Below are 22,641 nucleotides of genomic sequence, written 5' to 3'. Positions count from 1 at the left end.
TGCAGCGCAGGATGGAATTGTAGGTAGAGCTGCGAGCAGTCCGCGTCAAGGGGGCCAATGGCCTCGATAGTCCAACCAGACCGAAGGATGCCGCGATGGCCATGTTGTCCAACCTCGACCTGATCCGGCGCGTGCCGCTGTTCTCGCTGCTCACCGGCGAGCAGGCGCAGTCCATCGCCGAGGGCGTGGTCAAGCGTCGCTACCGCCGCGGCGAAGTGATCGTCGAGCAGGGCACCAAGTCAAACGCGTTGTACATCCTGCTGACCGGCCGAGCGCGCGTGGTCACGGCCGATGCGCGCGGCCGCGAGGTCATCCTGGCCGTGCTTCAGCCCGGCGACTACCTGGGCGAGATGAGCCTGATCGACAACGAGCCGCACTCGGCCACCGTGCGCGCCGAGGTGCAGTGCGACGTGCTGGTGCTCGGGCGCCCCGAGTTCGCGCGTTGCCTGCCAGAGAACTCCAGCCTGTCCTACGCGATCATGCGCGGCCTCGTCGCCCGCTTGCGTGCCGCGGACCGGCAGATCGAGTCGCTGGCGTTGCTCGATGTGTACGGGCGCGTCGCACGCGCGCTGCTCGACATGTCGGAAGAAGGCGCCGAGTACAAGCTGATCCGCAACAAGGTCTCGCGGCAGGATCTGGCCAAGGTGGTGGGCGCCTCGCGCGAGATGGTCAGCCGCGTGATGAAGGACCTGGAGGAGCGCGGCTTCATCCAGACGCAGGAGAACGGCTCGGTGCACATCATGGAGCGCCTCGCGCACCGTTGACGTGATGTCCCGGCGCCGGCAGAGCAGGGCGAAGTCGACTTCGCGCCCCAACAGTTCGACACGAGGCCCGCAGTCGCTTCGGCCACAATCCGCGGCATGAGTTTTCCGCTGGGTTCCCTGAGCAAGGATGCCGTGCCGCGTGACGGCGTCGCTGAGTTTTCCGCGCCACGCTGGCGCCTGCAGTTCGCCGTCGTCTTCGGAGGCGTGCTGTGGCTGCTGGCCCTGCTGGCGCTGGCAACGCACAGCGGCAACGACCCGGCCTGGTCCACCTCCGGCATGGCCGACGAGATGCACAACCGGGCCGGCGTGCTCGGCGCCTGGTTTGCCGACATTGCCTTCTTCCTGTTCGGCTACTCCGTCTGGTGGGCGCTGCTGATCGCCGGGCGCGCCTGGCTCAGCGCACTCGCCCGGCTGCTGCGGGCCGAGGACACGCCTGCGCGCAGCGATGTCGTGGCGGCCCGGCCGGCCTGGCTGTTCTGGCTCGGGCTGGTGCTGGTGCTGGCCGCCAGCTGCTCGCTCGAGTGGACCCGCCTGTACCAGTGGGAATCGCGCTTGCCGGGCGGGCATGGCGGCGGGGTGATCGGCTATGCGCTGGGGGGGCTGAGCATGAAGGCCATCGGCTTCACTGGCTCCGGCGTGTTCTGGATCGCCGCGCTCGTGCTCGGTCTTCCGCTGGCGCTGCGCTTCTCGTGGTCGGCCGTGGCCGAGCAGCTCGGCTCGGTGCTGGAAGGGCTGCGCGAGAAGCGCCAGGAGCGCATCGAGCGCGCCGAGGACATCCGCCTCGGCGAGCAGGCGATGCGCGAGCGCGAGCATGTCGTCGAGATCGAGCGCGAGCAGCTCGACGATCACGCGCCGCTGCTGATCGAGCCCACGGTGATCGAGCTGCCCAAGAGCGAGCGCGTGGCCAAGGAGAAGCAGAAGCCGCTGTTCACCGAGCTGGCCGACACCAAGCTGCCGCAGGTGGACCTGCTCGACGCGGTGCCCGGCCGCATGGAAACCATGACGCCCGAGTCGCTCGAGATGACTTCGCGGTTGATCGAGAAAAAGCTCAAGGATTTCGGTGTCGAGGTGCGCGTGGTGGCCGCGTCGCCGGGCCCGGTGATCACCCGCTACGAGATCGAGCCGGCCACCGGCGTGAAGGGCTCGCAGATCGTCAACCTGGCGAAGGATCTGGCCCGTTCGCTCAGCCTCGTGAGCATCCGCGTCGTCGAGACCATCCCCGGCAAGAACTACATGGCGCTCGAGCTGCCGAACGCCAAGCGGCAGACCATCCGGTTGTCCGAGATCCTCGGTTCGCAGGCCTACAACGACGCGAGCTCGATGCTCACCATGGGGATGGGCAAGGACATCGTCGGCGGACCGGTGGTGGCGGACCTCGCGAAGATGCCGCACGTGCTGGTGGCCGGCACAACCGGCTCGGGCAAGTCGGTCGGCATCAACGCGATGATCCTGAGCCTGCTCTACAAGGCCGAGGCGCGCGATGTGCGCCTGATCATGATCGATCCGAAGATGCTCGAGATGAGCGTCTACGAAGGGATCCCGCACCTGCTGTGCCCGGTGGTCACCGACATGAAGCAGGCCGCCAACGCGCTGAACTGGGGCGTGGGCGAGATGGAGCGCCGCTACAAGCTGATGAGCAAGCTCGGCGTGCGCAACCTCGCCGGCTACAACAAGAAGATCGACGAGGCCTCGGCCAAGGGAGAGAAGCTGCCCAACCCCTTCAGCCTCACGCCGGAGGCGCCCGAGCCCCTGGAGCGCCTGCCGCACGTCGTGATCGTGATCGACGAGCTTGCCGACCTGATGATGGTGATCGGCAAGAAGATCGAGGAGCTGATCGCCCGCCTGGCGCAGAAGGCGCGCGCCGCCGGCATCCACCTGATCCTGGCCACGCAGCGGCCCAGCGTCGATGTCATCACCGGGCTGATCAAGGCCAACATCCCGACCCGCATCGCCTTCCAGGTGAGCAGCAAGATCGATTCGCGCACCATCCTCGACCAGATGGGTGCCGAGGCGCTGCTCGGCATGGGCGACATGCTCTACATGCCCTCCGGCACGGGCCTGCCGATCCGCGTGCACGGCGCCTTCGTCAGCGACGAGGAAGTGCACCGCGTGGCCGACTACCTGCGCAGCCAGGGCCAGCCGAACTACATCGAGGGCATCCTCGAGGGGGGCACGCTCGAAGACGAGTCGGGTGCGGGCGGCGAGGGCGGCGGCACGTCGGACGGAGAGGCCGACCCGATGTACGACCAGGCCGTGAGCATCGTGCTGCAGCACAAGCGGGCCTCGATCTCGCTGGTGCAGCGCCACCTGCGCATCGGCTACAACCGTGCGGCGCGCCTGCTGGAACAAATGGAGAAATCCGGACTCGTATCCAGCATGGCCACCAACGGGAATCGCGACCTGCTCGTGCCGGTGCGGAACGCCGAATGAGGCGGGGCTGCGTCTGGCTGGCGGCGCTGTGCCTCGCCGCAGGCGCAGCGCACGCGGATGCGATCGACACGCTCAAGGGATTCGTTGCCGAGGTGAAGACAGGGCGTGCGGCCTTCACGCAGACGGTCACCTCGCCCGATGGTGCGAAGAAGAAGTCTTCGAGCGGCAGCTTCGAGTTCTCCCGGCCCAATCGATTCCGCTTTGCCTACACCAAGCCGTACGAGCAGCTGATCGTCTCGGACGGCCAGAAGGTCTGGCTGCATGATCCCGACCTGAACCAGGTCACGGTGCGGCCCGTCGGCCAGGCGCTCGGTGCCACGCCGGCCGCCCTGCTGGCCGGCGCCTCGCTGGAGAAGGATTTCGAACTCAAGGCACTGCCCGACGACGGGGGCCTGCAGTGGGCCCAGGCCCTGCCGCGCTTGAAGGAGGGGTCCTTCCAGTCGCTGAAGGTCGGGTTCCGTGGCAAGACGCTGGCCGCGGTCGAGATCGTCGATGCCTTCGGCCAGCGATCTCGGCTCGACTTCAGCCAGTTCGAGGCCGACGCGAAGCTGCCTGCCGACCGGTTCGGCTTCACGCCGCCGGCCGGCGCCGACGTCATCGCGCAGTAGCCGCGTACGCCGGGGCGCAGGTCGCCCCGCTGCGACAATCGCGGCATGGCGTCGCCCGCTTCCTTGCTTCCCTCGATCGACGCAGTCGCGTCCGACGATGCGCCGCTCGCCGAGCGCCTGAGGCCGGCCACGCTCGACGAGGTGATCGGTCAGCGGCAGCTGCTCGGCGAGGGCAAGCCGTTGCGGGCCGCGTTCGCGTCGGGCCGGCCGCATTCCATGATCCTCTGGGGGCCGCCGGGGACCGGCAAGACCACGCTGGCGCGCCTGATGGCGCACGCCTTCGACGCCCAGTTCATCGCCATCTCGGCGGTGCTCGGCGGCGTGAAGGACATCCGCGACGCGGTCGAGCAAGCCCAGGTGGCCCAAGGCATGGGCCGGCGCACCATCGTCTTCGTCGACGAGGTGCACCGTTTCAACAAGGCCCAGCAGGACGCCTTCCTGCCGCACGTCGAGTCGGGCCTGTTCACCTTCATCGGCGCCACCACCGAGAACCCCTCGTTCGAGGTCAATTCGGCACTGCTGTCGCGCGCCACGGTGCATGTGCTGCGTCCGCTCGACGACGGCGAACTGGCCGAACTGCTGGAGCGCGGCCGGGCGCTGATGGGTGGATCGCCGCTCAGCGAAGCGGCGCGCACCCGGCTGATCGCCTACGCTGATGGCGACGCTCGTCGTCTGCTCAACACCTACGAGAACATCGCGCGCATGGCCGGTGCCGTGCTCGAGATCGATGAGGCCTTTCTCGAGCAGGCGCTCGGCGAGCAGCTGCGCCGCTACGACAAGGGCGGCGACCAGTTCTACGACAGCATCTCCGCGCTGCACAAGAGCGTGCGCGGCTCCGACCCCGACGCATCGCTGTACTGGTTCGTGCGCATGATCGACGGCGGTGTCGATGCCCGCTACGTCGCGCGCCGCCTGGTGCGCATGGCCAGCGAGGACATCGGCCTGGCCGACCCGCGTGCGCTGCGGCTCACCCTCGACGCAGCCGAAACCTATGAGCGCCTCGGTTCTCCCGAAGGCGAACTGGCGCTGGCCCAGGCCGTGGTCTACCTGGCCGTGGCGCCGAAGAGCAATGCGGTCTACACCGCCTACAAGGCGGTGCGTGCCTTCGTGAAGAGCGACGGCAGCCGACCCGTGCCGATGCATCTGCGCAATGCGCCGACCGCACTGATGAAGCAGCTTGACCACGGCAAGGGATATCGCTACGCGCACGACGAGGAGGGCGGTTTCGCGGCGGGCGAACGCTACCTGCCCGACGGCGTGGATCAGCAGTTCTATGCGCCCGTGCCGCGCGGACTGGAGATCAAGATCGGAGAAAAGCTCTCCCAGCTGCGCGCCCTCAACGTCGCTGCCGACGAAAAAAAGCGCCGGAACTCCTGATCCGCGGCGTTTTGCCAGCGGGACTTCCCGCAGCGGAGCGCCCGATTTGGCTGTCTACAATGCGCCGCGTCCGATGACAGGACGATGAACAAAGCCCGCAGCTGGCGGGCTTTTTGCTAGACATCGCAACCGCGGCCTACCGGCCGCTCGGCGGTGCAGCGGTGCTGATCCACAGCGCCCTACAGGGAGACCTCACGATGGACATCTTCATCCAGCAGATCATCAACGGCCTGGTGCTCGGGAGCATGTACGCTCTCGTCGCGCTGGGCTACACGATGGTCTACGGCATCATCAACCTGATCAACTTCGCCCACGGCGAGGTGCTGATGGTGGGCGCGCTCACCAGCTGGACGGTCGTCACGGTGCTGGCCGCCGTCGGGCTTCCGGGCTGGCTGCTGCTGCTGATCTCGCTGGTGGCGGCCATCATCGTGTGCTCCGCGCTCAACTTCGCGATCGAGAAGATCGCCTACCGCCCGCTGCGCAACGCGCCGCGCCTAGCGCCGCTGATCACCGCCATGGGCATGAGCCTGCTGCTGCAGACGCTGGCGATGATCATCTGGAAGCCCAATTACAAGCCCTATCCCATCCTGCTGCCCAGCGAACCGTTCAACGTGTTCGGTGCGGTGATCAACACCACGCAGATCCTGATCCTGGTCGTCACCGCGCTCACGCTGGCCGGCCTGATGTTCCTCGTCAATAAGACCAAGCTCGGCCGCGCGATGCGCGCCACCGCCGAGAACCCGCGCGTCGCCGGCCTGATGGGCGTGCGGCCCGACACCGTGATCTCGGCCACCTTCGTCATCGGGGCGGCGCTGGCCGCGCTGGCCGGGGTGATGTATGCCGCCAACTACGGCTCGGTGCAGCACACGATGGGCTTCCTGCCCGGCCTGAAGGCGTTCACCGCGGCGGTGTTCGGCGGCATCGGCAACCTGCCGGGTGCGATGGTCGGCGGCGTGCTGCTGGGCCTGATTGAATCGATCGGCTCCGGTTACATCGGGCAGCTCACCGGCGGCGTGCTGGGCAGCCACTACCAGGACATCTTCGCCTTCATCGTGCTGATCCTCGTGCTGACGCTCAGGCCGCAGGGCCTGCTCGGCGAGCGCGTGGCGGACCGGGCCTGAGCGGGAGACGACCATGATGAAGAACAAGCTCGTCGTCTTCCTCGTCGCCGGTGCACTGCTGCTGCTGACGCCGCTGATCGCGCAGTACTTCGGCAACGCCTGGGTGCGTATCATCGACATCGCGCTGCTCTACGTGCTGCTGGCGCTGGGGCTGAACATCGTCGTCGGCTATGCCGGCCTGCTCGACCTCGGCTACATCGCCTTCTACGCTGTCGGCGCCTACCTGTTCGGCCTGCTCGCCAGCCCGCACCTGGCGGACCACTTCGCGGCGGTGCGGGCGATGTTCCCCTACGGCATGCACACGCCGCTGTGGTTCGTGATCCCGCTGGCCCTGGCGGTGGCCGGCACGGCGGGCGTGATCCTCGGTGCACCGACGCTGAAGCTGCGCGGCGACTACCTCGCGATCGTCACGCTCGGCTTCGGCGAGATCATCCGCGTGTTCCTGAACAACCTCGACGCGCCGGTCAACATCACCAACGGCCCGAAGGGCATCTCGCAGATCGACTCGATCAAGTTCTTCGGGCTCGACCTGGGGCGCACGCTGGACTTGGGCTTCATCTCGCTGCCCTCGGTCACGCTGTACTACTACCTGTTCCTCGCGATGGTCATCGTGAGCGTGATCATCTGCTACCGGCTCGAACGTTCGCGCATCGGCCGGGCCTGGATGGCGATCCGGGAGGACGAGATCGCCGCCAAGGCCATGGGCATCAACACCCGCAACATGAAGCTGCTGGCCTTCGGCATGGGCGCCAGCTTCGGCGGCGTGGCCGGTTCCATGTTCGGGGCCTTCCAGGGCTTCATCTCGCCGGAGTCGTTCTCGCTGCAGGAGTCGATCATGGTGGTAGCGATGGTCGTTCTGGGCGGCATCGGCCACATCCCCGGCGTGATCGTCGGCGCGCTGCTGCTGGCGGCGCTGCCCGAAGTGCTGCGCTACGTGGCCGGGCCGCTGCAGGAGATGAGCGGCGGGCGGCTGGACTCGGCGATCCTGCGCCAGCTGTTGATCGCGCTGGCGATGATCGCCATCATGCTGGCGCGACCGCGCGGCCTGTGGCCGTCGCCGGAGCACGGCAAGGCGGCACCGCCGCCGAACGGCGGCGTCCAACCCGTCCCCGCGAAGTGAGGAGAACGACATGACGAACACCGTTCTCCGCGTGGCCAACGTGTCCAAGCGCTTCGGCGGCCTGCAGGCCCTGAGCGACGTGGGCATCACGATCGACCGCGGGCAGGTCTATGGCCTGATCGGCCCCAACGGCGCCGGCAAGACCACGTTCTTCAACGTCATCACCGGTCTGTACACACCGGACTCCGGCGTGTTCGAACTCGAGGGCAAGGCTTACAAGCCGAGTGCGGTGCACGAGGTCGCCAAGGCCGGTATCGCCCGCACCTTCCAGAACATCCGGCTGTTCGCCGACATGACCGCGCTCGAGAACGTGATGGTCGGGCGCCACATCCGCACCAGGTCGGGGCTGATCGGCGCGGTGCTGCGCACGCCCGGCTTCAAGCATGAGGAAGCGGCCATCGCGAAGCGCGCCCAGGAACTGCTCGACTACGTGGGCATCGGCAAGTACGCCGAGTTCAAGGCGCGCACGCTGAGCTACGGCGACCAGCGTCGGCTGGAGATCGCCCGCGCGCTGGCCACCGAGCCCAAGCTGATCGCGCTCGACGAGCCGGCCGCCGGCATGAACGCGACCGAGAAGGTGGTGCTGCGCGAGCTGATCGACCGCATCCGCAAGGACGGCCGCACCATCCTGCTGATCGAGCACGACGTGAAGCTGGTGATGGGGCTGTGCGACCGCGTGACGGTGCTCGACTACGGCAAGCAGATCGCCGAGGGCGCACCGGCCGACGTGCAGCGCAACGAGAAGGTGATCGAGGCCTATCTGGGCGCCGGTCACAAGGCCCATTGAGCAAGGAGCACACGATGGCAGACACTTTGCTCAAGGTCAGCGGACTCAAGGTCGCCTATGGCGGCATCCAGGCGGTGAAGGGCGTCTCGCTCGAGGTCAGGCAGGGTGAACTGGTGAGCCTGATCGGCGCCAATGGCGCCGGCAAGACCACCACGCTGAAGGCCATCACCGGCCTGCAGCCGGTGGGCAGCGGCGAGATCGAGTTCATGGGCCGCAGCATCAAGGGCCAGGGGGCCTGGGACCTGGTGAAGCAGGGCCTGGTGATGGTGCCGGAGGGGCGCGGCACCTTCACCCGCATGACCATCACCGAGAACCTCCAGATGGGCGCGTTCACGCGCATCGACAAGGAGATCGACGCCGACCTCGAGAAAGTGTTCGGGATCTTCCCCCGCCTGCGCGAGCGCCGCAACCAATTGGCCGGCACGATGAGCGGCGGCGAGCAGCAGATGCTGGCGATGGGCCGCGCGCTGATGGCGCGCCCGAAGGTGCTGCTGATGGACGAGCCCTCGATGGGCCTGTCGCCGATCATGGTCGACAAGATCTTCGAGGTGGTCAACGACATCCACCAGCAGGGCACGACCGTGCTGCTGGTCGAGCAGAACGCCAGCCGGGCGCTGCAGCTCGCGACGCGCGGCTACGTGATGGAGTCGGGCGAGGTCACGATGAGCGGCGAGGCCAAGGCGCTGCTCAACGATCCGAAGGTGCGGGCGGCCTATCTGGGGGAGTGAGCAGCACTGCGGCTCAGTGCTTGTCGGCCTCGCTGGTGAACGAGTCGGCGTAGAACGCCTCCGCAGGGAGGCCGCACCGCGCGACGAAGTCGCGCTGGGCGGCGTCGATCATCACCGGGGCCCCGCAGGCGTAGACCTCGTGGCCGCTCAGGTCGGGCAAGTCGGCCATCACCGCCTCGTGGACGAAGCCGGTGCGGCCCATCCAGGCATCCTCCGGGCGCGGTTCCGACAGCACCGGCACGTAGCGCAGGTTCGGCAGGTCGGCGGCGGCCTGCAGCGCCCAGTCGTGCAGGTAGAGATCGGCCTGGCTGCGGCAGCCCCAGTACAGCACCGTGTCGCGCGCGATGCCCTTGGACTGCAGGTGCTCGATGATGGCCTTGATGGGCGCGAAACCTGTGCCCGAGGCGAGCAGCACGATCGGCCGGGACGATTCCTCGCGCAGGAAGAAGCTGCCAAACGGCCCTTCCATGCGCAGAATGTCTTTCTCCTTCATCGCTCCGAACACGTGGTCGGTGAACTTGCCGCCCGGCATGTGGCGCAGGTGCAGTTCCAGCCCCTCGGCGGCCCGATGCGGCGCGTTGGCCATCGAGTAGCTGCGGCGCGCGCCGTCACGCAGGATGAATTCGATGTACTGGCCAGCGTGGTACTTCAGCACGACATTGGCCGGCAACTGCAGCTTCAGGATCGCCACGTCTGGCGCAACCTTGTTCAGCGAGCCGACGCGGCAGGGCATCTTCTGTACCGCAAACTCGCCGGCGCCAGCCACGGTGCGGGCCTCGATCAGCAGGTCGGTCTGGGGGGTGGCGCAGCAGGTCAGCATCCAGCCGGCTTCTTCTTCGGCCACGCTCAATGCCTTGAGCTGGTGGGCACCGTGGATCACGCGCCCCTCCAGCAGCCGGCTCTTGCACGAGCCGCAGGCGCCGTCGCGGCAGCCATAGGGCAGGCCCACGCCGGCACGGATGGCGGCCGGCAGCACCGCTTCGTCGCGGGCCACCTCGAAGTGGCGGCCACTGGGCTGCAACGTCACCTTGAAATTCATTTCGTTATCCTCGACCACGATTCGAACCAGCCAGGATTGTGCCCGTCGCTCCCGGCAGCCCACGACGCCCCTACCATGCCCACACCCCCGCCCAGCCGTCCCGCCCGCTTCCGCAAGCCGCGCCTGCTGGTGGTCGGCTGCGGCGATGTCGGGCAGCGCGTGCTCGCGCAACTCGCCGGCCGCTACCGCGTGGTGGCGCTGACCTCGCAGCCGTCGCGCAGGCAGGCGCTGCGCGCGTTGGGCGCGCGGCCGCTGCTCGGCGACCTCGACCGGCCGGCGACGCTCGGTCGGCTCGGCGCGCTGGCCCCGCGGGTCTTGCACCTGGCGCCGCCGCCGGGCGCCGGCGAGGGCGATCCGCGCACCGCGGCGCTGCTGAGGGCGCTGGCGCGCGGCGGCGTCACGCAGCGGATCGTCTACGGCAGCACCAGCGGCGTGTACGGCGACGCCGGGGGGGCGCGCTTCGACGAGACGCGCGCCGTCGCGCCGGCCACCGCGCGGGCGCGGCGGCGCGTGGCGGCCGAGGCGCAGTTGCGCTGGCACGGTCGCGCCTGCGGCGTGCGGGTGTCGCTGCTGCGCATCCCGGGCATCTACGCGACCGACCGACCCGGCGGCGCACCGCGCGAACGGGTCGTGCGCGGCACGCCGGTGCTGTTGGCGCACGAGGACGTCTACACCAACCACATCCACGCGGACGACCTGGCACGCTGCTGTATCGCCGCGCTGCACCGGGGACGACCGCAGCGGGTGGTGCATGCGAGCGACGACACCGAGATGAAGATGGGCGACTACTTCGATCTGGTGGCCGATCTGGCCGGACTGCCGCGACCGCCACGCATCGCGCGGGCCGCCGCAGGGGCGGCGATCTCCCCGGCCGGACTGAGTTTCATGAGCGAATCCCGGCGGCTGATCAACCGCCGCCTGCACGAGGAACTGCGGGTCGCGCTGCGTTTCCCGACGGTGCGCGAGGGCCTGCGCGCGGGGTGAGCGGGCCGGTCAGATGCCCCGCGCGCGCCGCAAGGTCTGCGTGCGATCGATGCTGTGCACCGGCACCGACTGCGTCCGGCCTTCGCGCAGCACCTCGATGGTCAGGTCGCGCTCGGCGCTGCCACCGTTCCAGAGCATCTTGTAGAAGGACTCCAGGCCACCGACCGGCGCGCCATCGAGGCGGCGGATCAGGTCGCCGGGCTGCAGCCCTGCCGTCTCGGCCGGGCTGTCGCGGCTCACGCGCACCACGCGCAGGCCGTCGTCCTGCTCGACGCAGTTCACTCCCAGCCAGGCGCGCATGCTGGCGCGCGATACGCCCCGTTCGCGCAACTCCGCGAAGATCGGCGGCAGCAGGTCGACCGGCACGAACATGTTGCCGGCACGGCGGCTGCCGTCGCCGGGCGCGCTGGGCACGAGCAGCGAGCCGATGCCGATCAGCTCCCCCCGCGCGTTGAAGAGCCCTGCACCGCTGTGGTCGCGGCGGGCCGGGCTGGTGAACAGCGCGCCGTCGATGTGGTACTCCCAGTAGCCGGAGAAGCCGCGCCGCGACACCAGTTGCGCGGCGCTCAGCGCCCCGTCGTCGCCGCCGCTCACGAACAACAGCGGCTCGCCCTCCGCCACCGTGCCGGACTGGCCGATCTGCGCCGGCGCGATGCCCAGCGGCAGCACCGCCTGCACCAGGCCGAAGCCGGTCGCCAGGTCGTAGCCCACCACGCGGGCCGGCATGCGCTTGCCGCTGTCGAGCACCAGCTCGACTTCCTCCGCCTCGAGGATCAGGTAGCCGATCGTCAGCACCAGGCCATCGCTGGCGATCACGACGCCGGAGCCGGCGCGGTATTCACCCAGCGTGTCGATCGTGCTGGCGCCCTCGGTCGCCGTGCTCTGCACCCCGAGCACCGCATCGCTGGCCCGTTTCAGCGCCAGGCGCTGGCCCGTGAACTCGGCGACCTCGCCGTCACCCTGACGGTCCGGTGCGGGGTGAGCGAGGCCGACGGACAGTCCCAGAACCAGGGCGAACGAAAGGCGAAGCAGCAGGGCGGGTGACATCGCGGCCTCCACGAGGGATGGCTGCAGCATGAACCGTCACCAAGCCCGACGGGAGTCTGAGGGCTTTGCGCCAGGCAAAAAAAACCGCGAGTCGAGGCGACAACCCTGGGCCGGCGTCAGCGCCGACCGAATGGAGCCTGGCCGCGCCAGTAGCGGATCATCAGCCAGCCGCCGGCCATGCCGCCCAGGTGGGCGAAGTGCGCCACGCCACCGGTCGGGCTGATGAAGCCGAGCAGCAGTTCCAGGCCGCCGAACACCATCACGAAGGTGCGCGCCTTCATCGGGATCGGTGGGAACAGCGGCATGATGGTGCGGTTCGGGAACAGCATGCCGAAGGCCAGCAGCAGGCCGAACAGGCCGCCCGAGGCGCCAACGGTGGGATAAGGCGAGTTGAGCAGCCAGGCCACCAGCAGCTGCGCCACGGCGGCGGCGAGCACGCTGGCGCCGTAGAACTGCACGAAGCGCTTCGTGCCCCACAGGCGTTCCAGCTCCGCGCCGAACATCCACAGGCCCAGCATGTTGAAGAACAGATGGCCGATGCCGCCGTGCAGGAAGGCATAGCTCGCCATCTGCCAGGGCATGAAGCCGCCACCCAGCGGCCACAGCGCGAACAGCCGCGTGAACCACAGGCCGAGGAACTGGTCGAGGCAGAACACCGCGACGTTGATCAGGATCAGGGCCTGGGTGATCGGGGGCAAGGGAGGCATGTGGCGCGGGTGGATCGGCCGCAGCGCGGCTGCCGGTGCAGGGGTGGTGCCTCGGGTCGGACTCGAACCGACACTCATTGCTGAACGGGATTTTGAGTCCCGCGCGTCTACCGGTTTCGCCACCGAGGCACGAATGGAACGCGGCGATTCTGCCACGGGGGCTTCGGTCAGCTGCCACAATCGCCTCAGAAAGGTGCTCCGATGCCTCGTTATCTGACCGTTGAAGACACGATCGGCCGAACCCCGCTGGTTCGCCTGGTGCGCCTGCCGGGCGCCGAGAACGAGCGGCGCGGCAACGTGATCCTCGGCAAGCTCGAGGGCAACAACCCCGCGGGGTCTGTGAAGGACCGGCCGGCCATCAGCATGATCCGCCGTGCCGAGGAGCGTGGCGAGATCAGGCCGGGCGACACCCTGATCGAGGCCACCTCGGGCAACACCGGCATCGCGCTGGCGATGGCGGCGGCGATCCGAGGCTACCGCATGCTGCTGATCATGCCGGAGGACCTGTCGATCGAGCGGGCGCAGTCGATGCGTGCCTTCGGCGCGGAACTGGTGCTGACGCCCAAGGCCGGCGGCATGGAGTACGCGCGCGACCTGGCGGAGCGCCTGCAACGCGAGGGCAAGGGCCGTGTGCTCGATCAGTTCGCGAATGCCGACAACCCGCGCATCCATGTCGAGACCACTGGCCCCGAGATCTGGGACGACACCGAGGGGCAGATCACGCACTTCGTCAGCGCGATGGGGACCACCGGCACGATCACCGGCGTGTCGACCTACCTGAAGTCGAAGGACCCCGGCGTGCGCATCATCGGCGCGCAGCCGAGCGAAGGCTCGCGGATCCCCGGCATCCGCAAGTGGCCCGAGGCCTACCTGCCGAAGATCTACGAGCCCAGCCGCGTCGACGAGACCATCAACGTCAGCCAGTCCGATGCCGAGGACATGGCGCGCCGGCTGGCGCGCGAGGAGGGTCTGTTCGCCGGCATCTCGGCCGCCGGGGCGCTGTGGGCGGCGCTGGAGGTGGCCAAGACGGTCGAGAACGCGACCATCGTGTTCATCGTCTGCGACCGTGGCGACCGCTACCTGTCGACCGGGGTCTTCCCGGCCTGAGCCCCGCCGATGTCGCATGCGTTTCGCTTCTGCCCGAGCTGTGCCGCCGCGCTCGAATGGATCGTTGCGGCCGAGGATGGCGGCGATAAGTCCCGGCTGCGCTGTCCCCAGTGCGCCTGGACGCACTGGAACAACCCGACGCCGGTGCTGGCCGCGGTGCTGGAATGCGAGGATCGCGACGGACGTCTGCTGCTGGCGCGCAACGCGGCCTGGGCGGGCAGGAACTTCGGCCTGATCACCGGCTTCATGGAGGCCGGCGAGACCCCTCAGGAGGGCATCGCGCGTGAAGTGCTGGAAGAGACCGCGTTGCAGGCGAGCCAGATCGCGCTGATCGGTGTCTATGATTTTCAGCGCATGAACCAGCTCATCGTGGCCTACCACGTCAAGGCGCGCGGCGAGATCGTGCTGTCGCCGGAGCTGGTGGAGTACCGACTGTTCGAGCCGGCGGAGGTGAAGTGCTGGACCGCCGGCACCGGGTTCGCGCTGGCCGACTGGCAGCGCGCCCGCGGCATCGAGCCGCAGTGGATCGAATGGGGCCGGGCGTCGGCCTAGAATCGTCGCAACAGGGGATATCGATGGAAGTGAACAAGGAACTCGACACCCGCGGTCTGAACTGCCCGCTGCCGATCCTGAAGGCGAAGAAGGCACTGGCCGACATGAGCAGCGGCCAGACGCTGAAGGTGGTCGCCACCGACCCCGGCTCGGTGCGCGATTTCCAGGCCTTCGCCCGTCAGACCGGCAACGAACTGGTCGACCAGCAGACCGAGGGCCAGGAGTTCATCCACTGGTTGCGGCGGCGCTGAGCCAGCCCGCGCAAGAAAGCCGCCCTTGGGCGGCTTTTTCATGGGGCGGGGCTGCGCTCCGAGTCAGAGCGCCAGCGTCTTCAGGTATTCGCGCACGCTGGCACCGATCTGCGGGTGGGCCATGCCGAGCTCGATGTTGGCCTGCAGGAAGCCTTCCTTGCTGCCGCAGTCGTAGCGCTTGCCCTCGTAGGTGTAGGCGAACACCTTCTGGCGGCGCAACAGGCCGGCAATGCCGTCGGTCAGCTGGATCTCGCCCCCCACGCCGCGCGGCTGGTTGCGAATCTCGGTGAAGACGTCGGGCATCAGGATGTAGCGCCCGGCCACACCCAGCCGCGACGGGGCATCGGCCGGGGCCGGCTTCTCGACGATGCGCGAAACATCCATCATGCGGTCGTTGACCGGCGTGCCGGCCACGATGCCGTAGCGGCGGGTCTGGTCTTCCGGTACTTCCTGGACCGCGAGGATCGAGGCGCGCCATTCGTCGAACTGCTCGACCATCTGGGTCAGGATGGGCTTGTCGCCGACCATCAGGTCGTCGGCCAGCAGCACGGCGAACGGCTCGTTGCGCACCAGCCGCTCGGCACACAGCACCGCGTGACCCAGGCCCAGCATCTTGGACTGGCGCACGTAGACGCACTCCATGTCGTCGGGCTTGACTTGGCGCACCAGCTCCAGCAACTCGGCCTTGCCGGCGGCCTCGAGCTCCACCTCGAGTTCGTAGGCCATGTCGAAGTGGTCCTCGATCGGGCGCTTGCTGCGTCCGGTCACAAAAATCATCTCGCGGATGCCGGCGGCGTAAGCCTCCTCGACGGCATACTGGATCAAGGGCTTGTCAACGACCGGCAGCATTTCCTTGGGCTGTGCCTTGGTGGCCGGCAGAAAGCGGGTGCCGAGACCCGCCACGGGGAAGATCGCCTTGTTGATGAGCATGTACTTACAATCATGAGAGAAGTTCGATTCATTCTGTCATGCAGCTTCCGTCACGCGCTCCCCTGCTCAAGTGGGCTTGTGAACTTATGTCACGGTCTGGCTTGAGTCATCATCGGCCGCCATGGATCTGCTGATCGTCGAACCGATAGAAAGCGAAGTGCTGAGCTGGTTGCAGGCTCGGCACCGGGTGCGCTACGCGCCCGAACTGGCGCGCGACGCACGCGCCTTCCGCCAGACCCTGTTCAATGTGCGGGCCGCGGTGCTGCCGCCACAGTTGCGGATCGACTCCGAGGCGCTGTCGTTCGCCCCGCTGCTGCGGGCCGTGGCGCGCATCGAGCCGGGGCTGGAGAACATCGACGTCGATGCCTGCTCGCGTGCGGGCGTGGAACTGGTGCGCGGCGCCGCCGCCACGGCCCCGGCCGAGGCCGAGTTCATGATCGGTGCGCTGATCACCCTGCTGCGCCCGGGCGCCGGTGGTGGCCGGGTCACGACCGGCCGCGAACTGGCCTCGGTGACGGTCGGCCTGGTCGGGCTGGCGCCGGCGGCGCGCTCGCTGTCGGCCATGCTCAGCGGCTTCGGCACGCGGCTGGTCGGCTACGACCCGACCTTGCATGCGAGCGACATCCTCTGGGGCCGCTGGCGCATCGAGGCGATGGGGCTGCGCGAGCTGCTCGAGACCGCCGACGCCGTCTGCGTGCAGTTGCCCTACTACAGCCGCTATCAGGGGTTGTTCGGCGAGCGCTACCTGCCGCAGTGCAAGCCGGGGCAGGTGCTGGTCAGCACCTCGCATTCGGCCCTGTTCGACGAGGCGTCGCTGGCGATGGCGCTGCGCAGCGGCCGCATCGCGAGCGCCTGGCTCGATAGCGTGGAGCCCGGGCTGCTCGATCCGGGCCGGCCGCTGAACGGTGCGCCCAACCTGCACACGACCTCGCGTCTGGCCGGTTACACGCAGGAGTCCCGTGTCCGCAGCGTCTGGGCGGTCGCTCAGCGGCTCGACGAGATTCTCAGCCAGACCCCGCCGCTGGCGCGCGAACTCCGCGTGGCGGTGTCGCCGCCGCACGGCCCGGTGTCGGGCCCGGCGCCGCTGAGTGCGCAGCCTGACGATCTGCCGGTGGACGGCGCTGTCGTCGTCGACGATGACGACGACCTCGATCCGCCGCCACCTCCACCGTCGGCCAAGGCCGACGAAGCTCAGCTCAGCCCAAGCGCGAGCGCTGAGCCCGCAAGCGATCCAGCGTCGCGCTGAAATCGGCGAGGCGCTGGCGCTCCTGCGCCACCACGGTCGCTGGCGCGCGGGCCACGAAGCTCTCGTTGCCCAGCTTGGCTTCGGCCTTGACGATCTCGCCTTCGATCCGGACGATTTCCTTCGACAGCCGCTCGCGCTCGGCCTCGGCATCGACCTCCACGTGCAGCGCCAGCCGTGTCGTGCCGTGCACCGACACCGGCGCGGCCGCGGTGGCCTGCACGAACTCGGCTTCGCCGTCGATGACGCGCACCTCGCCGAGCTTGGCCAGCGCCTTCAGCAGCGGCGTGGCCTGGGCGATGAAGGCGGCATCGCCGAAGCTCAGCAGCGGCACGCGCTCGGCCGGCGACAGGTTCATTTCGGAGCGCAGGTTGCGGCAGGCGCCCACCAGGGCCTTCAGCTTCGCCACCCAGGCGTCGGCCTGGGCGTCGATGCGTTCCAGCTGCGGCTGCGGGTAGCGCGCGGTCGCCAGCGACGCGTCGCTGCCGGCCACCTTGCGCTGCGCGACCGGCGCGACCGCCTGCCACAGCTCCTCGGTGATGAAGGGCGTCAGCGGATGCAGCAGGCGCAGCACGGTTTCCAGCACGCGGATCAGCGTGCGGCGCGTCGCGCGCTTCGCGGCATCGTCGCCGACCGCGATCTGCACCTTCGCGATCTCCAGGTACCAGTCGCAGTACTCGTCCCACACGAAGCTGTACACGGCGTTGGCCACGTTGTCGAGGCGGAACTCGGCGAAGGCCTTCTCCACCGTCGCCTCGACGCGCTGCAGCTCGCTGGTGATCCATCGGTCGGCGTTCGAGAAGTCGAGGTAGCCGCCCGGCACGCACTGCTCGGCCGTGTGGTCGGCGAAGCCGCAGTCCTGGCCCTCGCAGTTCATCAGCACGAAGCGCGTCGCGTTCCAGAGCTTGTTGCAGAAGTTGCGGTAGCCCTCGCAGCGTTTGGTGTCGAAGTTGATGTTGCGGCCCAGGCTGGCGTAGCTGGCCATCGTGAAGCGCAGCGCGTCGGCGCCGTAGGCCGGCATGCCCTCGGGGAACTCCTTCTTCACGCGCGCGGCGACCTTGGGCGCGGTCTCGGGCTTGCGCAGCCCGGTGGTGCTCTTCTGCACCAGCGTGTCGAGGTCCACGCCCTGGATCAGGTCCACCGGATCGAGCACGTTCCCTTCGGACTTGCTCATCTTCTTGCCTTCGCTGTCGCGCACCATGCCGTGGATGTAGACGGTGCGGAACGGCACGGTGCCGGCGAAGTGGGTCGTCATCATGATCATCCGGGCGACCCAGAAGAAGATGATCTCGTAGCCGGTGACCAGCACGCTCGAGGGCAGGAAGAGCTCGAGCTCCTTCGTCTTCGCGGGCCAGCCGAGCGAGGAGAACGGCACCAGCGCCGACGAGTACCAGGTGTCGAGCACGTCCTCGTCGCGCGCGAGCGTGCCGTCGTAGCCGGCCGCGCGTGCCTTGGCGCGTGCCTCGTCCTCGCTGCGCGCGACGAACAGCTCGCCGCCGCTGCCGTACCAGGCCGGGATCTGGTGGCCCCACCAGAGCTGGCGCGAGATGCACCAGTCCTGGATGTTCTTCATCCACTGGTCGTAGGTGTTGACCCAGTTCTCCGGCACGAACTTCACCTCGCCGGAAGCGACCGCGTCGATCGCCTTCTGCGCGATGCTCCGGCCGTCCGGGCCCGCCTTGCTGACCGCGACGAACCACTGGTCGGTCAGCATCGGCTCGACCACCTGGCCGGTGCGCGCGCAGCGCGGCACCATCAGCTTGTGCTTCTTGACCTCGACCAGGAAGCCCTGGGCCTCGAGGTCGGCGACCACCTTCTTGCGCGCGACGAAGCGGTCCAGCCCGCGGTAGGACGCGGGCGCCTGGTCGTTGACCTGGGCGTCCAGCGTCAGGATGCCGATCACCGGCAGCCCGTGGCGCTGGCCGACCGCGTAGTCGTTGAAGTCGTGGGCCGGCGTGACCTTCACGACGCCGGTGCCGAAGGCGCGGTCGACGTAGTCGTCCGCGATCACCGGGATCGTGCGGTCGCACAGCGGCAGCGTGACCTGCTTGCCGATCAGCGCCTGGTAGCGCTCGTCCTCCGGGTGCACCATCACCGCGGTGTCGCCGAGCATGGTCTCCGGGCGCGTCGTGGCCACGACCAGCGCGCCGCTGCCGTCGGCCAGCGGGTAGCGGATGTGCCACAGGTGGCCGTCCTCCTCCTCGCTCTCGACCTCCAGGTCGGAGACGGCCGACTTCAGCACCGGGTCCCAGTTCACCAGCCGCTTGCCGCGGTAGATCAGGCCCTGCTCGTAGAGCTGCACGAAGGTGTCGGTGACGACGGTCGAGAGCTTCTCGTCCATCGTGAAGTACTCATGCCGCCAGTCGACGCTGGCGCCGAGGCGGCGCATCTGCCGCGTGATGGTCGAGCCGGAGTGCTCCTTCCAGTCCCAGATGCGCGCGACGAAGTTCTTGCGGCCCAGGTCGTGGCGGTTCTGGCCCTGCTGCTCGAGCTGGCGCTCGACGACGATCTGGGTCGCGATGCCCGCGTGGTCGGTCCCCGGCACCCACAGCGTGTTGTCGCCGCGCATGCGGTGGTAGCGGGTCAGCGCGTCCATGATGGTCTGGTTGAACGCGTGGCCCATGTGCAGCACGCCGGTCACGTTGGGCGGCGGCAACTGGATGGCGAACGAGGGCTTGCCGGCGTCGAGCGTCGGCGCGAACAGGCCGCGCTGCTCCCACACGGGGGCCCACTTGGCCTCGATCGGGTCGGGTTCGAAGGATTTCGCGAGTTCGGTCATGGCAGGCCTGAAAGGAAAACGGCGCCCATGGGGCGCCGTTTCCGCTGGGTCGAAGCCCCGATTCTACGAGGCGGGCCGCACCCGCCCCGTCCGGGGCCGGCCTCACTTCGGCAGGCGGCCGATCTCCAGCAGTTCGGGGTGCGCCTCGCGCAGCTTGCCGGTCACGGCATCGACCTCGACACGCACGTCCTCGCCGTTGTCCTGCTCGATGTCGAACTCGTAGACCGGGGTGCCATCGGCCTCGACCTCGTACTCGACGCGCTCGACCTTGCCCGGGTGCTTGGCGAGTGCGGTCTTGGTCGCGTCGGGCTCGCTGACCTTGACCTTCTCCTTGAAGCCGGGCTCGTCGGCCGACTTGAAGCGCTGCTCGCTCTCGACGATCTTGCCCGTGGCGCCGCTGCACTCCACGTCCCACAGCTTGCCGTCCTTGCCGTCGACCTCGATCTCCCAGACCGGCTTGCCGTCCTCCGGCTTCAGCACCACCTGCAGCACGGTGCCGGGGTGCTTGGCCAGCACCTTCGGAATGCATTGCTCGATGCCGACGCTGACCTTGGGGATCTTGGGCGCCGCTACCGCTGCGGCGCTCCAGAGCGTGAGAACGGAGGCGGCGATGGCGACGGGAAGAGCGCCTCGCAGTGCTTGGGGACAGCTTGTTCGGTACGGAGTCATGGTGGAACCTTCTGATGCAGGAAAGGGATGGGGCTGGAAAGCGAGACGGAGCATCGAGACCAAGCAGCGGATCGCGCTGCGTGCAACAGGATTTTCTCCCGACCTTCGCGTTTGAACGCCTGTTCGATCCCAAGCGGCACGTCGCTGCGCAACACTCCGGGCGTTGCTTGAACGTCCCGCCAAGCCTTCCTTCTCCCGATGTCCGACTGGCTCGACCCCCTGCTGACGCGTACCGACGACCCGGTCAGTGGCGGCGCCCCTGCGGGCCGGGACAAGCGCACGTTGATCGTCGAGGCCGCGCTCGACGTGCTGCTGAACGATGGCATCGGGAAGCTGTCGATGCGACGCGTGGCCCGGGAAGCCGGTGTGGCGCTCGGGTTGGCGCACTACTATTTCGCGTCCAAGGGCGAACTGATCGCGGCCTTGGTCAGCGCCAGCGCGCGCCGCCTGCACGCGGAAGACCCGCCGGAGACCGGCGACGGTGCAGGGCCGGGCACCTGGCTCGGACGAGCGGGGGGCCTCGTCACCGCGGATCGGGTCCGTCTTTCCGCCGACATCGACAGCGCTGCCTTGCGTGACCCGGTGGTGGCGGAGGCTGCCGCGCAGCGTCACCGCGACGCAGAATCCGAGATGGTGCGGCAACTGGCCGCGGTCACCGCCACGGCGGCAGTCGAACTCGGTGATCTGCCGTCGCTGAGCGCGGTACTGGCGGCGGCGCTCGACGGTCTGGCGGTGCGTGCCCTGATCGATCCGTCCTTCGATCTGCCGGCAGCGCATGCCGCCTTGCAGCACCTGCTGCAGGCCCGTCTGGCATCGCAGGGAGGTGCTGCACCGAGATGGCGGACGACCGCGACCTCCTAGCGCAGCGTGCGCCGATTCAACGGGCCGTGCACGCCTCCAGCGCCATGCCACGCAGCCGCGCCTCGCGATCCACCCACCATGCCATGCCCTGCAGGCGTTCCGGCTTGGCGCCATCGGGGATGCGGAGCGCTCGCCACTGCGTCGAGCGCCGGCCATCTGCGTCCAGCACCAGCGGACCGGCCACGCTGCGCACCAGACGCCGTTGGACCGGGCTGCCGTCGCTGCCGGCCGGGATGTGCTCGACCAGGGCCAGGTAGACCTCGGCGCCCTCGGGGAGCTTGCCACTGGCCTGCAATTGCAGGCCCAGGTAGCCGTTCCAGGCGGGGCCGCCGCCCACCGTCAATCGCACCGCCGGTCGCCGAGCGAGCGGCCAGCGAAACTCCTGCGTGCCGTCGACCGATGCAGCCGCCGCCAGCGCCTGGCGGCGCGCTGCGGCCTCGGGCAGGGCGCCCGCGGCCAGCGGTGCATCGGCCCCGGCGGCGCTCGGTTCGATCCAGTCCAGCACCCAGGTCGAGCGCGGCAGCGACCGGGCCGCGGCGCCGGTCCAGCAGGCTTCGCAGTCGGACGACATCAGGCGCTCGATCACCTCGCGCGGCGCGCTGCAGGGCGCCGCCGCCGCGGGGGCGAGGCCGGTGAGCAGTGCGGCGCCGGCGGCGCCCAGGAGGGCGTTGCGCAAGGCTCAGGCGCGCCGTCGCGCGCGCGCGGCGTCGAGGAACTCGCGCAGGATCGGCCGGCCGTCGAGCTGGTCGGGATGGAGTTGGCGCTGCGCCATGAATTCCGGATGCCACTGCATGCCGAACACATAGCTCGAGCCGCGCCAGCGCACCGCCTCGATCAGGCCGTCGGGCACCGCCACCGCCTCGATGTTCAGTTCGCGGCCGAGGTCCTTGATCGCCTGGTGGTGGATGGAGTTGATCTCGGCCCGGTGCGTGCCCGGATAGAGCCCGGCCAGCCGGCTGCCCTGCACCAGGCTGACCTCGTGGAACTGGTTGTCGTAGCGGGCGTCGTCGACGTGGGCGATGGCCGTGGGCACCTGCGTCGAGATGTCCTGGTAGAGCGTGCCGCCGAAGGCGACGTTGATCAGCTGGCAGCCGCGGCAGATGCCGATCACCGGCTTGCCGGCGGCGACGAAGGCATTGAACAGCTCGATCTCGTAGCGGTCGCGTACCCGGTCGCCGGCCCAGGCGGGCGCCAGCGGGGTCTCGCCATAGCTTTCGGGGGCCACGTCGGCACCCCCCTGCAGCACCAGGCCGTCGAGTCGCTGCGCGTAGTCGGCCAGGCTCACCTCGCTGGGCTGCAGCAACCCCTCGCGCTCGACGGGCGGGATCATCAGCGCCAGCGCGTCGGGCTGCAACACCCAGTGCGCCACCGATTGCTCCAGGTAGTGCAGGGTCCGGGTGAAGATGCCGCCGATGTCGGCCACCGGCGTGATCGGGTGATAGATGCGCGCGGAGATGCCGATGAGCAGCGCGTCGGACATGGCAGGAAGAGTGGGGAGGACGACGGGGACGAGGATACCCTTGGAGCCGAGCGCTGC

At 68.8% G+C, this 22,641-nt stretch carries 22 protein-coding genes and 1 tRNA gene; 14 read left to right on the top strand and 9 right to left on the bottom strand.

The genetic code is table 11. The annotated features are described in order from the left end of the window. The first annotated feature begins 95 nt into the window (after positions 1-95). The 8 genes from C1M51_RS02580 (at position 96) to C1M51_RS02545 (ending at position 8,935) form a co-directional block, all read left to right on the top strand. A complete protein-coding gene (locus C1M51_RS02580) occupies positions 96-764 on the top strand; it encodes a Crp/Fnr family transcriptional regulator (protein ID WP_011828717.1) in 669 nt (222 codons plus the stop codon). Between the two features lie 96 nt (positions 765-860). Next, positions 861-3,194, top strand: a complete 2,334-nt coding sequence (locus C1M51_RS02575; protein WP_129448088.1) for a DNA translocase FtsK — start codon at positions 861-863, stop codon at positions 3,192-3,194. Continuing rightward, positions 3,191-3,802 (top strand): outer membrane lipoprotein chaperone LolA, encoded by a 612-nt coding sequence (lolA, locus tag C1M51_RS02570; protein WP_129448087.1) that lies wholly within the window; start codon positions 3,191-3,193, stop codon positions 3,800-3,802. The genes C1M51_RS02575 and lolA overlap by 4 nt, the downstream gene beginning before the upstream one ends. 45 nt (positions 3,803-3,847) lie before the next feature. After that, positions 3,848-5,179: a replication-associated recombination protein A gene (locus C1M51_RS02565; protein WP_129448086.1), complete on the top strand. Its 1,332-nt coding sequence runs from the start codon at positions 3,848-3,850 to the stop codon at positions 5,177-5,179. 197 nt (positions 5,180-5,376) lie between these two features. Beyond that, positions 5,377-6,300 (top strand): branched-chain amino acid ABC transporter permease, encoded by a 924-nt coding sequence (locus tag C1M51_RS02560; RefSeq protein WP_129448085.1) that lies wholly within the window; start codon positions 5,377-5,379, stop codon positions 6,298-6,300. Between the two features lie 16 nt (positions 6,301-6,316). After that, entirely contained in the window at positions 6,317-7,420 is a 1,104-nt protein-coding gene (locus tag C1M51_RS02555) for a branched-chain amino acid ABC transporter permease (protein WP_129452067.1), read from the top strand. A 10-nt stretch (positions 7,421-7,430) separates the two neighbouring features. Beyond that, positions 7,431-8,207 (top strand): ABC transporter ATP-binding protein, encoded by a 777-nt coding sequence (locus C1M51_RS02550; RefSeq protein WP_129448084.1) that lies wholly within the window; start codon positions 7,431-7,433, stop codon positions 8,205-8,207. A gap of 14 nt (positions 8,208-8,221) precedes the next feature. After that, positions 8,222-8,935: an ABC transporter ATP-binding protein gene (locus tag C1M51_RS02545; protein ID WP_165349631.1), complete on the top strand. Its 714-nt coding sequence runs from the start codon at positions 8,222-8,224 to the stop codon at positions 8,933-8,935. A 13-nt stretch (positions 8,936-8,948) separates the two neighbouring features. Here the strand turns inward: C1M51_RS02545 and C1M51_RS02540 are convergent, their stop codons facing one another. Continuing rightward, complete coding sequence (locus C1M51_RS02540; protein ID WP_129448083.1) at positions 8,949-9,974, bottom strand: CDP-6-deoxy-delta-3,4-glucoseen reductase; 1,026 nt, start codon at positions 9,972-9,974, stop codon at positions 8,949-8,951. Between the two features lie 75 nt (positions 9,975-10,049). Between C1M51_RS02540 and C1M51_RS02535 the strand changes: the two genes are divergently transcribed. Then, on the top strand, positions 10,050-10,958 hold the full coding sequence (locus C1M51_RS02535) for an NAD-dependent epimerase/dehydratase family protein (RefSeq protein ID WP_129448082.1): 909 nt from the start codon (positions 10,050-10,052) through the stop codon (positions 10,956-10,958). 9 nt (positions 10,959-10,967) lie between these two features. Here the strand turns inward: C1M51_RS02535 and C1M51_RS02530 are convergent, their stop codons facing one another. The 3 genes from C1M51_RS02530 to C1M51_RS02520 form a co-directional block, all read right to left on the bottom strand. After that, positions 10,968-12,005: a S1C family serine protease gene (locus tag C1M51_RS02530; RefSeq protein WP_242499950.1), complete on the bottom strand. Its 1,038-nt coding sequence runs from the start codon at positions 12,003-12,005 to the stop codon at positions 10,968-10,970. A gap of 116 nt (positions 12,006-12,121) precedes the next feature. Further along, complete coding sequence (locus tag C1M51_RS02525; RefSeq protein ID WP_129448080.1) at positions 12,122-12,712, bottom strand: rhomboid family intramembrane serine protease; 591 nt, start codon at positions 12,710-12,712, stop codon at positions 12,122-12,124. A gap of 44 nt (positions 12,713-12,756) precedes the next feature. Beyond that, positions 12,757-12,841 (bottom strand) — tRNA-Leu (locus C1M51_RS02520). A gap of 72 nt (positions 12,842-12,913) precedes the next feature. Between C1M51_RS02520 and cysM the strand changes: the two genes are divergently transcribed. From cysM to C1M51_RS02505, 3 genes are read left to right on the top strand one after another with little or no spacing between them, the layout of a single operon-like run. Next, positions 12,914-13,819 (top strand): cysteine synthase CysM, encoded by a 906-nt coding sequence (gene cysM / locus C1M51_RS02515; RefSeq protein ID WP_129448079.1) that lies wholly within the window; start codon positions 12,914-12,916, stop codon positions 13,817-13,819. A gap of 9 nt (positions 13,820-13,828) precedes the next feature. Beyond that, positions 13,829-14,371, top strand: a complete 543-nt coding sequence (locus C1M51_RS02510) for an NUDIX domain-containing protein (protein ID WP_129448078.1) — start codon at positions 13,829-13,831, stop codon at positions 14,369-14,371. 23 nt (positions 14,372-14,394) lie between these two features. Then, entirely contained in the window at positions 14,395-14,622 is a 228-nt protein-coding gene (locus tag C1M51_RS02505) for a sulfurtransferase TusA family protein (protein ID WP_011828732.1), read from the top strand. Positions 14,623-14,685: 63 nt separating this feature from the next. On the opposite strand, the gene galU is transcribed toward C1M51_RS02505, so the two are convergent. Then, the gene (gene galU, locus C1M51_RS02500) at positions 14,686-15,552 is read right to left on the bottom strand and encodes a UTP--glucose-1-phosphate uridylyltransferase GalU (protein WP_011828733.1); all 867 of its coding nucleotides are present in this window, start codon (positions 15,550-15,552) and stop codon (positions 14,686-14,688) included. A gap of 121 nt (positions 15,553-15,673) precedes the next feature. On the opposite strand from galU, the gene C1M51_RS02495 reads away from it, so the two are divergent. Further along, positions 15,674-16,798: a D-isomer specific 2-hydroxyacid dehydrogenase family protein gene (locus C1M51_RS02495; RefSeq protein WP_129448077.1), complete on the top strand. Its 1,125-nt coding sequence runs from the start codon at positions 15,674-15,676 to the stop codon at positions 16,796-16,798. Here the strand turns inward: C1M51_RS02495 and C1M51_RS02490 are convergent. Both C1M51_RS02490 and C1M51_RS02485 read right to left on the bottom strand, forming a co-directional pair. Further along, complete coding sequence (locus C1M51_RS02490; RefSeq protein WP_129448076.1) at positions 16,749-19,574, bottom strand: valine--tRNA ligase; 2,826 nt, start codon at positions 19,572-19,574, stop codon at positions 16,749-16,751. The two genes, C1M51_RS02495 and C1M51_RS02490, sit on opposite strands and share 50 nt — an antisense overlap. Before the next feature lie 102 nt (positions 19,575-19,676). Further along, the gene (locus tag C1M51_RS02485) at positions 19,677-20,243 is read right to left on the bottom strand and encodes a PepSY domain-containing protein (protein WP_165349630.1); all 567 of its coding nucleotides are present in this window, start codon (positions 20,241-20,243) and stop codon (positions 19,677-19,679) included. A gap of 198 nt (positions 20,244-20,441) precedes the next feature. On the opposite strand from C1M51_RS02485, the gene C1M51_RS02480 reads away from it, so the two are divergent. Beyond that, positions 20,442-21,104, top strand: coding sequence for a TetR/AcrR family transcriptional regulator (locus tag C1M51_RS02480; protein ID WP_129448074.1), 663 nt, complete (start codon positions 20,442-20,444; stop codon positions 21,102-21,104). Positions 21,105-21,120: 16 nt separating this feature from the next. On the opposite strand, the gene C1M51_RS02475 is transcribed toward C1M51_RS02480, so the two are convergent. Beyond that, a complete protein-coding gene (locus tag C1M51_RS02475; RefSeq protein ID WP_129448073.1) occupies positions 21,121-21,780 on the bottom strand; it encodes a hypothetical protein in 660 nt (219 codons plus the stop codon). A gap of 3 nt (positions 21,781-21,783) precedes the next feature. Next, the gene (locus tag C1M51_RS02470; RefSeq protein ID WP_011828739.1) at positions 21,784-22,584 is read right to left on the bottom strand and encodes a gamma-glutamyl-gamma-aminobutyrate hydrolase family protein; all 801 of its coding nucleotides are present in this window, start codon (positions 22,582-22,584) and stop codon (positions 21,784-21,786) included. Between the last annotated feature and the right edge of the window lie 57 nt (positions 22,585-22,641).

Source organism: Methylibium sp. Pch-M, assembly GCF_004136295.1.
In the GTDB taxonomy this organism is placed as follows: domain Bacteria; phylum Pseudomonadota; class Gammaproteobacteria; order Burkholderiales; family Burkholderiaceae_C; genus Methylibium; species Methylibium petroleiphilum.
Note: the sequence above shows the minus strand (reverse complement) of the source record. Positions and strands in the feature narration are given on the sequence as shown.

Coding starts and splice junctions, on each gene's coding strand:
- C1M51_RS02485 (WP_165349630.1), bottom strand. CDS start 20,243: ATGACTCCGTACCGAACAAGCTGTCCCCAAGCACTGCGAGGCGCTCTT.
- C1M51_RS02565 (WP_129448086.1), top strand. CDS start 3,848: ATGGCGTCGCCCGCTTCCTTGCTTCCCTCGATCGACGCAGTCGCGTCC.
- C1M51_RS02560 (WP_129448085.1), top strand. CDS start 5,377: ATGGACATCTTCATCCAGCAGATCATCAACGGCCTGGTGCTCGGGAGC.
- cysM (WP_129448079.1), top strand. CDS start 12,914: ATGCCTCGTTATCTGACCGTTGAAGACACGATCGGCCGAACCCCGCTG.
- lolA (WP_129448087.1), top strand. CDS start 3,191: ATGAGGCGGGGCTGCGTCTGGCTGGCGGCGCTGTGCCTCGCCGCAGGC.
- C1M51_RS02535 (WP_129448082.1), top strand. CDS start 10,050: ATGCCCACACCCCCGCCCAGCCGTCCCGCCCGCTTCCGCAAGCCGCGC.
- C1M51_RS02480 (WP_129448074.1), top strand. CDS start 20,442: ATGTCCGACTGGCTCGACCCCCTGCTGACGCGTACCGACGACCCGGTC.
- C1M51_RS02530 (WP_242499950.1), bottom strand. CDS start 12,005: ATGTCACCCGCCCTGCTGCTTCGCCTTTCGTTCGCCCTGGTTCTGGGA.
- C1M51_RS02555 (WP_129452067.1), top strand. CDS start 6,317: ATGAAGAACAAGCTCGTCGTCTTCCTCGTCGCCGGTGCACTGCTGCTG.
- C1M51_RS02510 (WP_129448078.1), top strand. CDS start 13,829: ATGTCGCATGCGTTTCGCTTCTGCCCGAGCTGTGCCGCCGCGCTCGAA.
- C1M51_RS02550 (WP_129448084.1), top strand. CDS start 7,431: ATGACGAACACCGTTCTCCGCGTGGCCAACGTGTCCAAGCGCTTCGGC.
- galU (WP_011828733.1), bottom strand. CDS start 15,552: ATGCTCATCAACAAGGCGATCTTCCCCGTGGCGGGTCTCGGCACCCGC.
- C1M51_RS02505 (WP_011828732.1), top strand. CDS start 14,395: ATGGAAGTGAACAAGGAACTCGACACCCGCGGTCTGAACTGCCCGCTG.
- C1M51_RS02470 (WP_011828739.1), bottom strand. CDS start 22,584: ATGTCCGACGCGCTGCTCATCGGCATCTCCGCGCGCATCTATCACCCG.
- C1M51_RS02490 (WP_129448076.1), bottom strand. CDS start 19,574: ATGACCGAACTCGCGAAATCCTTCGAACCCGACCCGATCGAGGCCAAG.
- C1M51_RS02525 (WP_129448080.1), bottom strand. CDS start 12,712: ATGCCTCCCTTGCCCCCGATCACCCAGGCCCTGATCCTGATCAACGTC.
- C1M51_RS02580 (WP_011828717.1), top strand. CDS start 96: ATGGCCATGTTGTCCAACCTCGACCTGATCCGGCGCGTGCCGCTGTTC.
- C1M51_RS02545 (WP_165349631.1), top strand. CDS start 8,222: ATGGCAGACACTTTGCTCAAGGTCAGCGGACTCAAGGTCGCCTATGGC.
- C1M51_RS02575 (WP_129448088.1), top strand. CDS start 861: ATGAGTTTTCCGCTGGGTTCCCTGAGCAAGGATGCCGTGCCGCGTGAC.
- C1M51_RS02540 (WP_129448083.1), bottom strand. CDS start 9,974: ATGAATTTCAAGGTGACGTTGCAGCCCAGTGGCCGCCACTTCGAGGTG.
- C1M51_RS02495 (WP_129448077.1), top strand. CDS start 15,674: ATGGATCTGCTGATCGTCGAACCGATAGAAAGCGAAGTGCTGAGCTGG.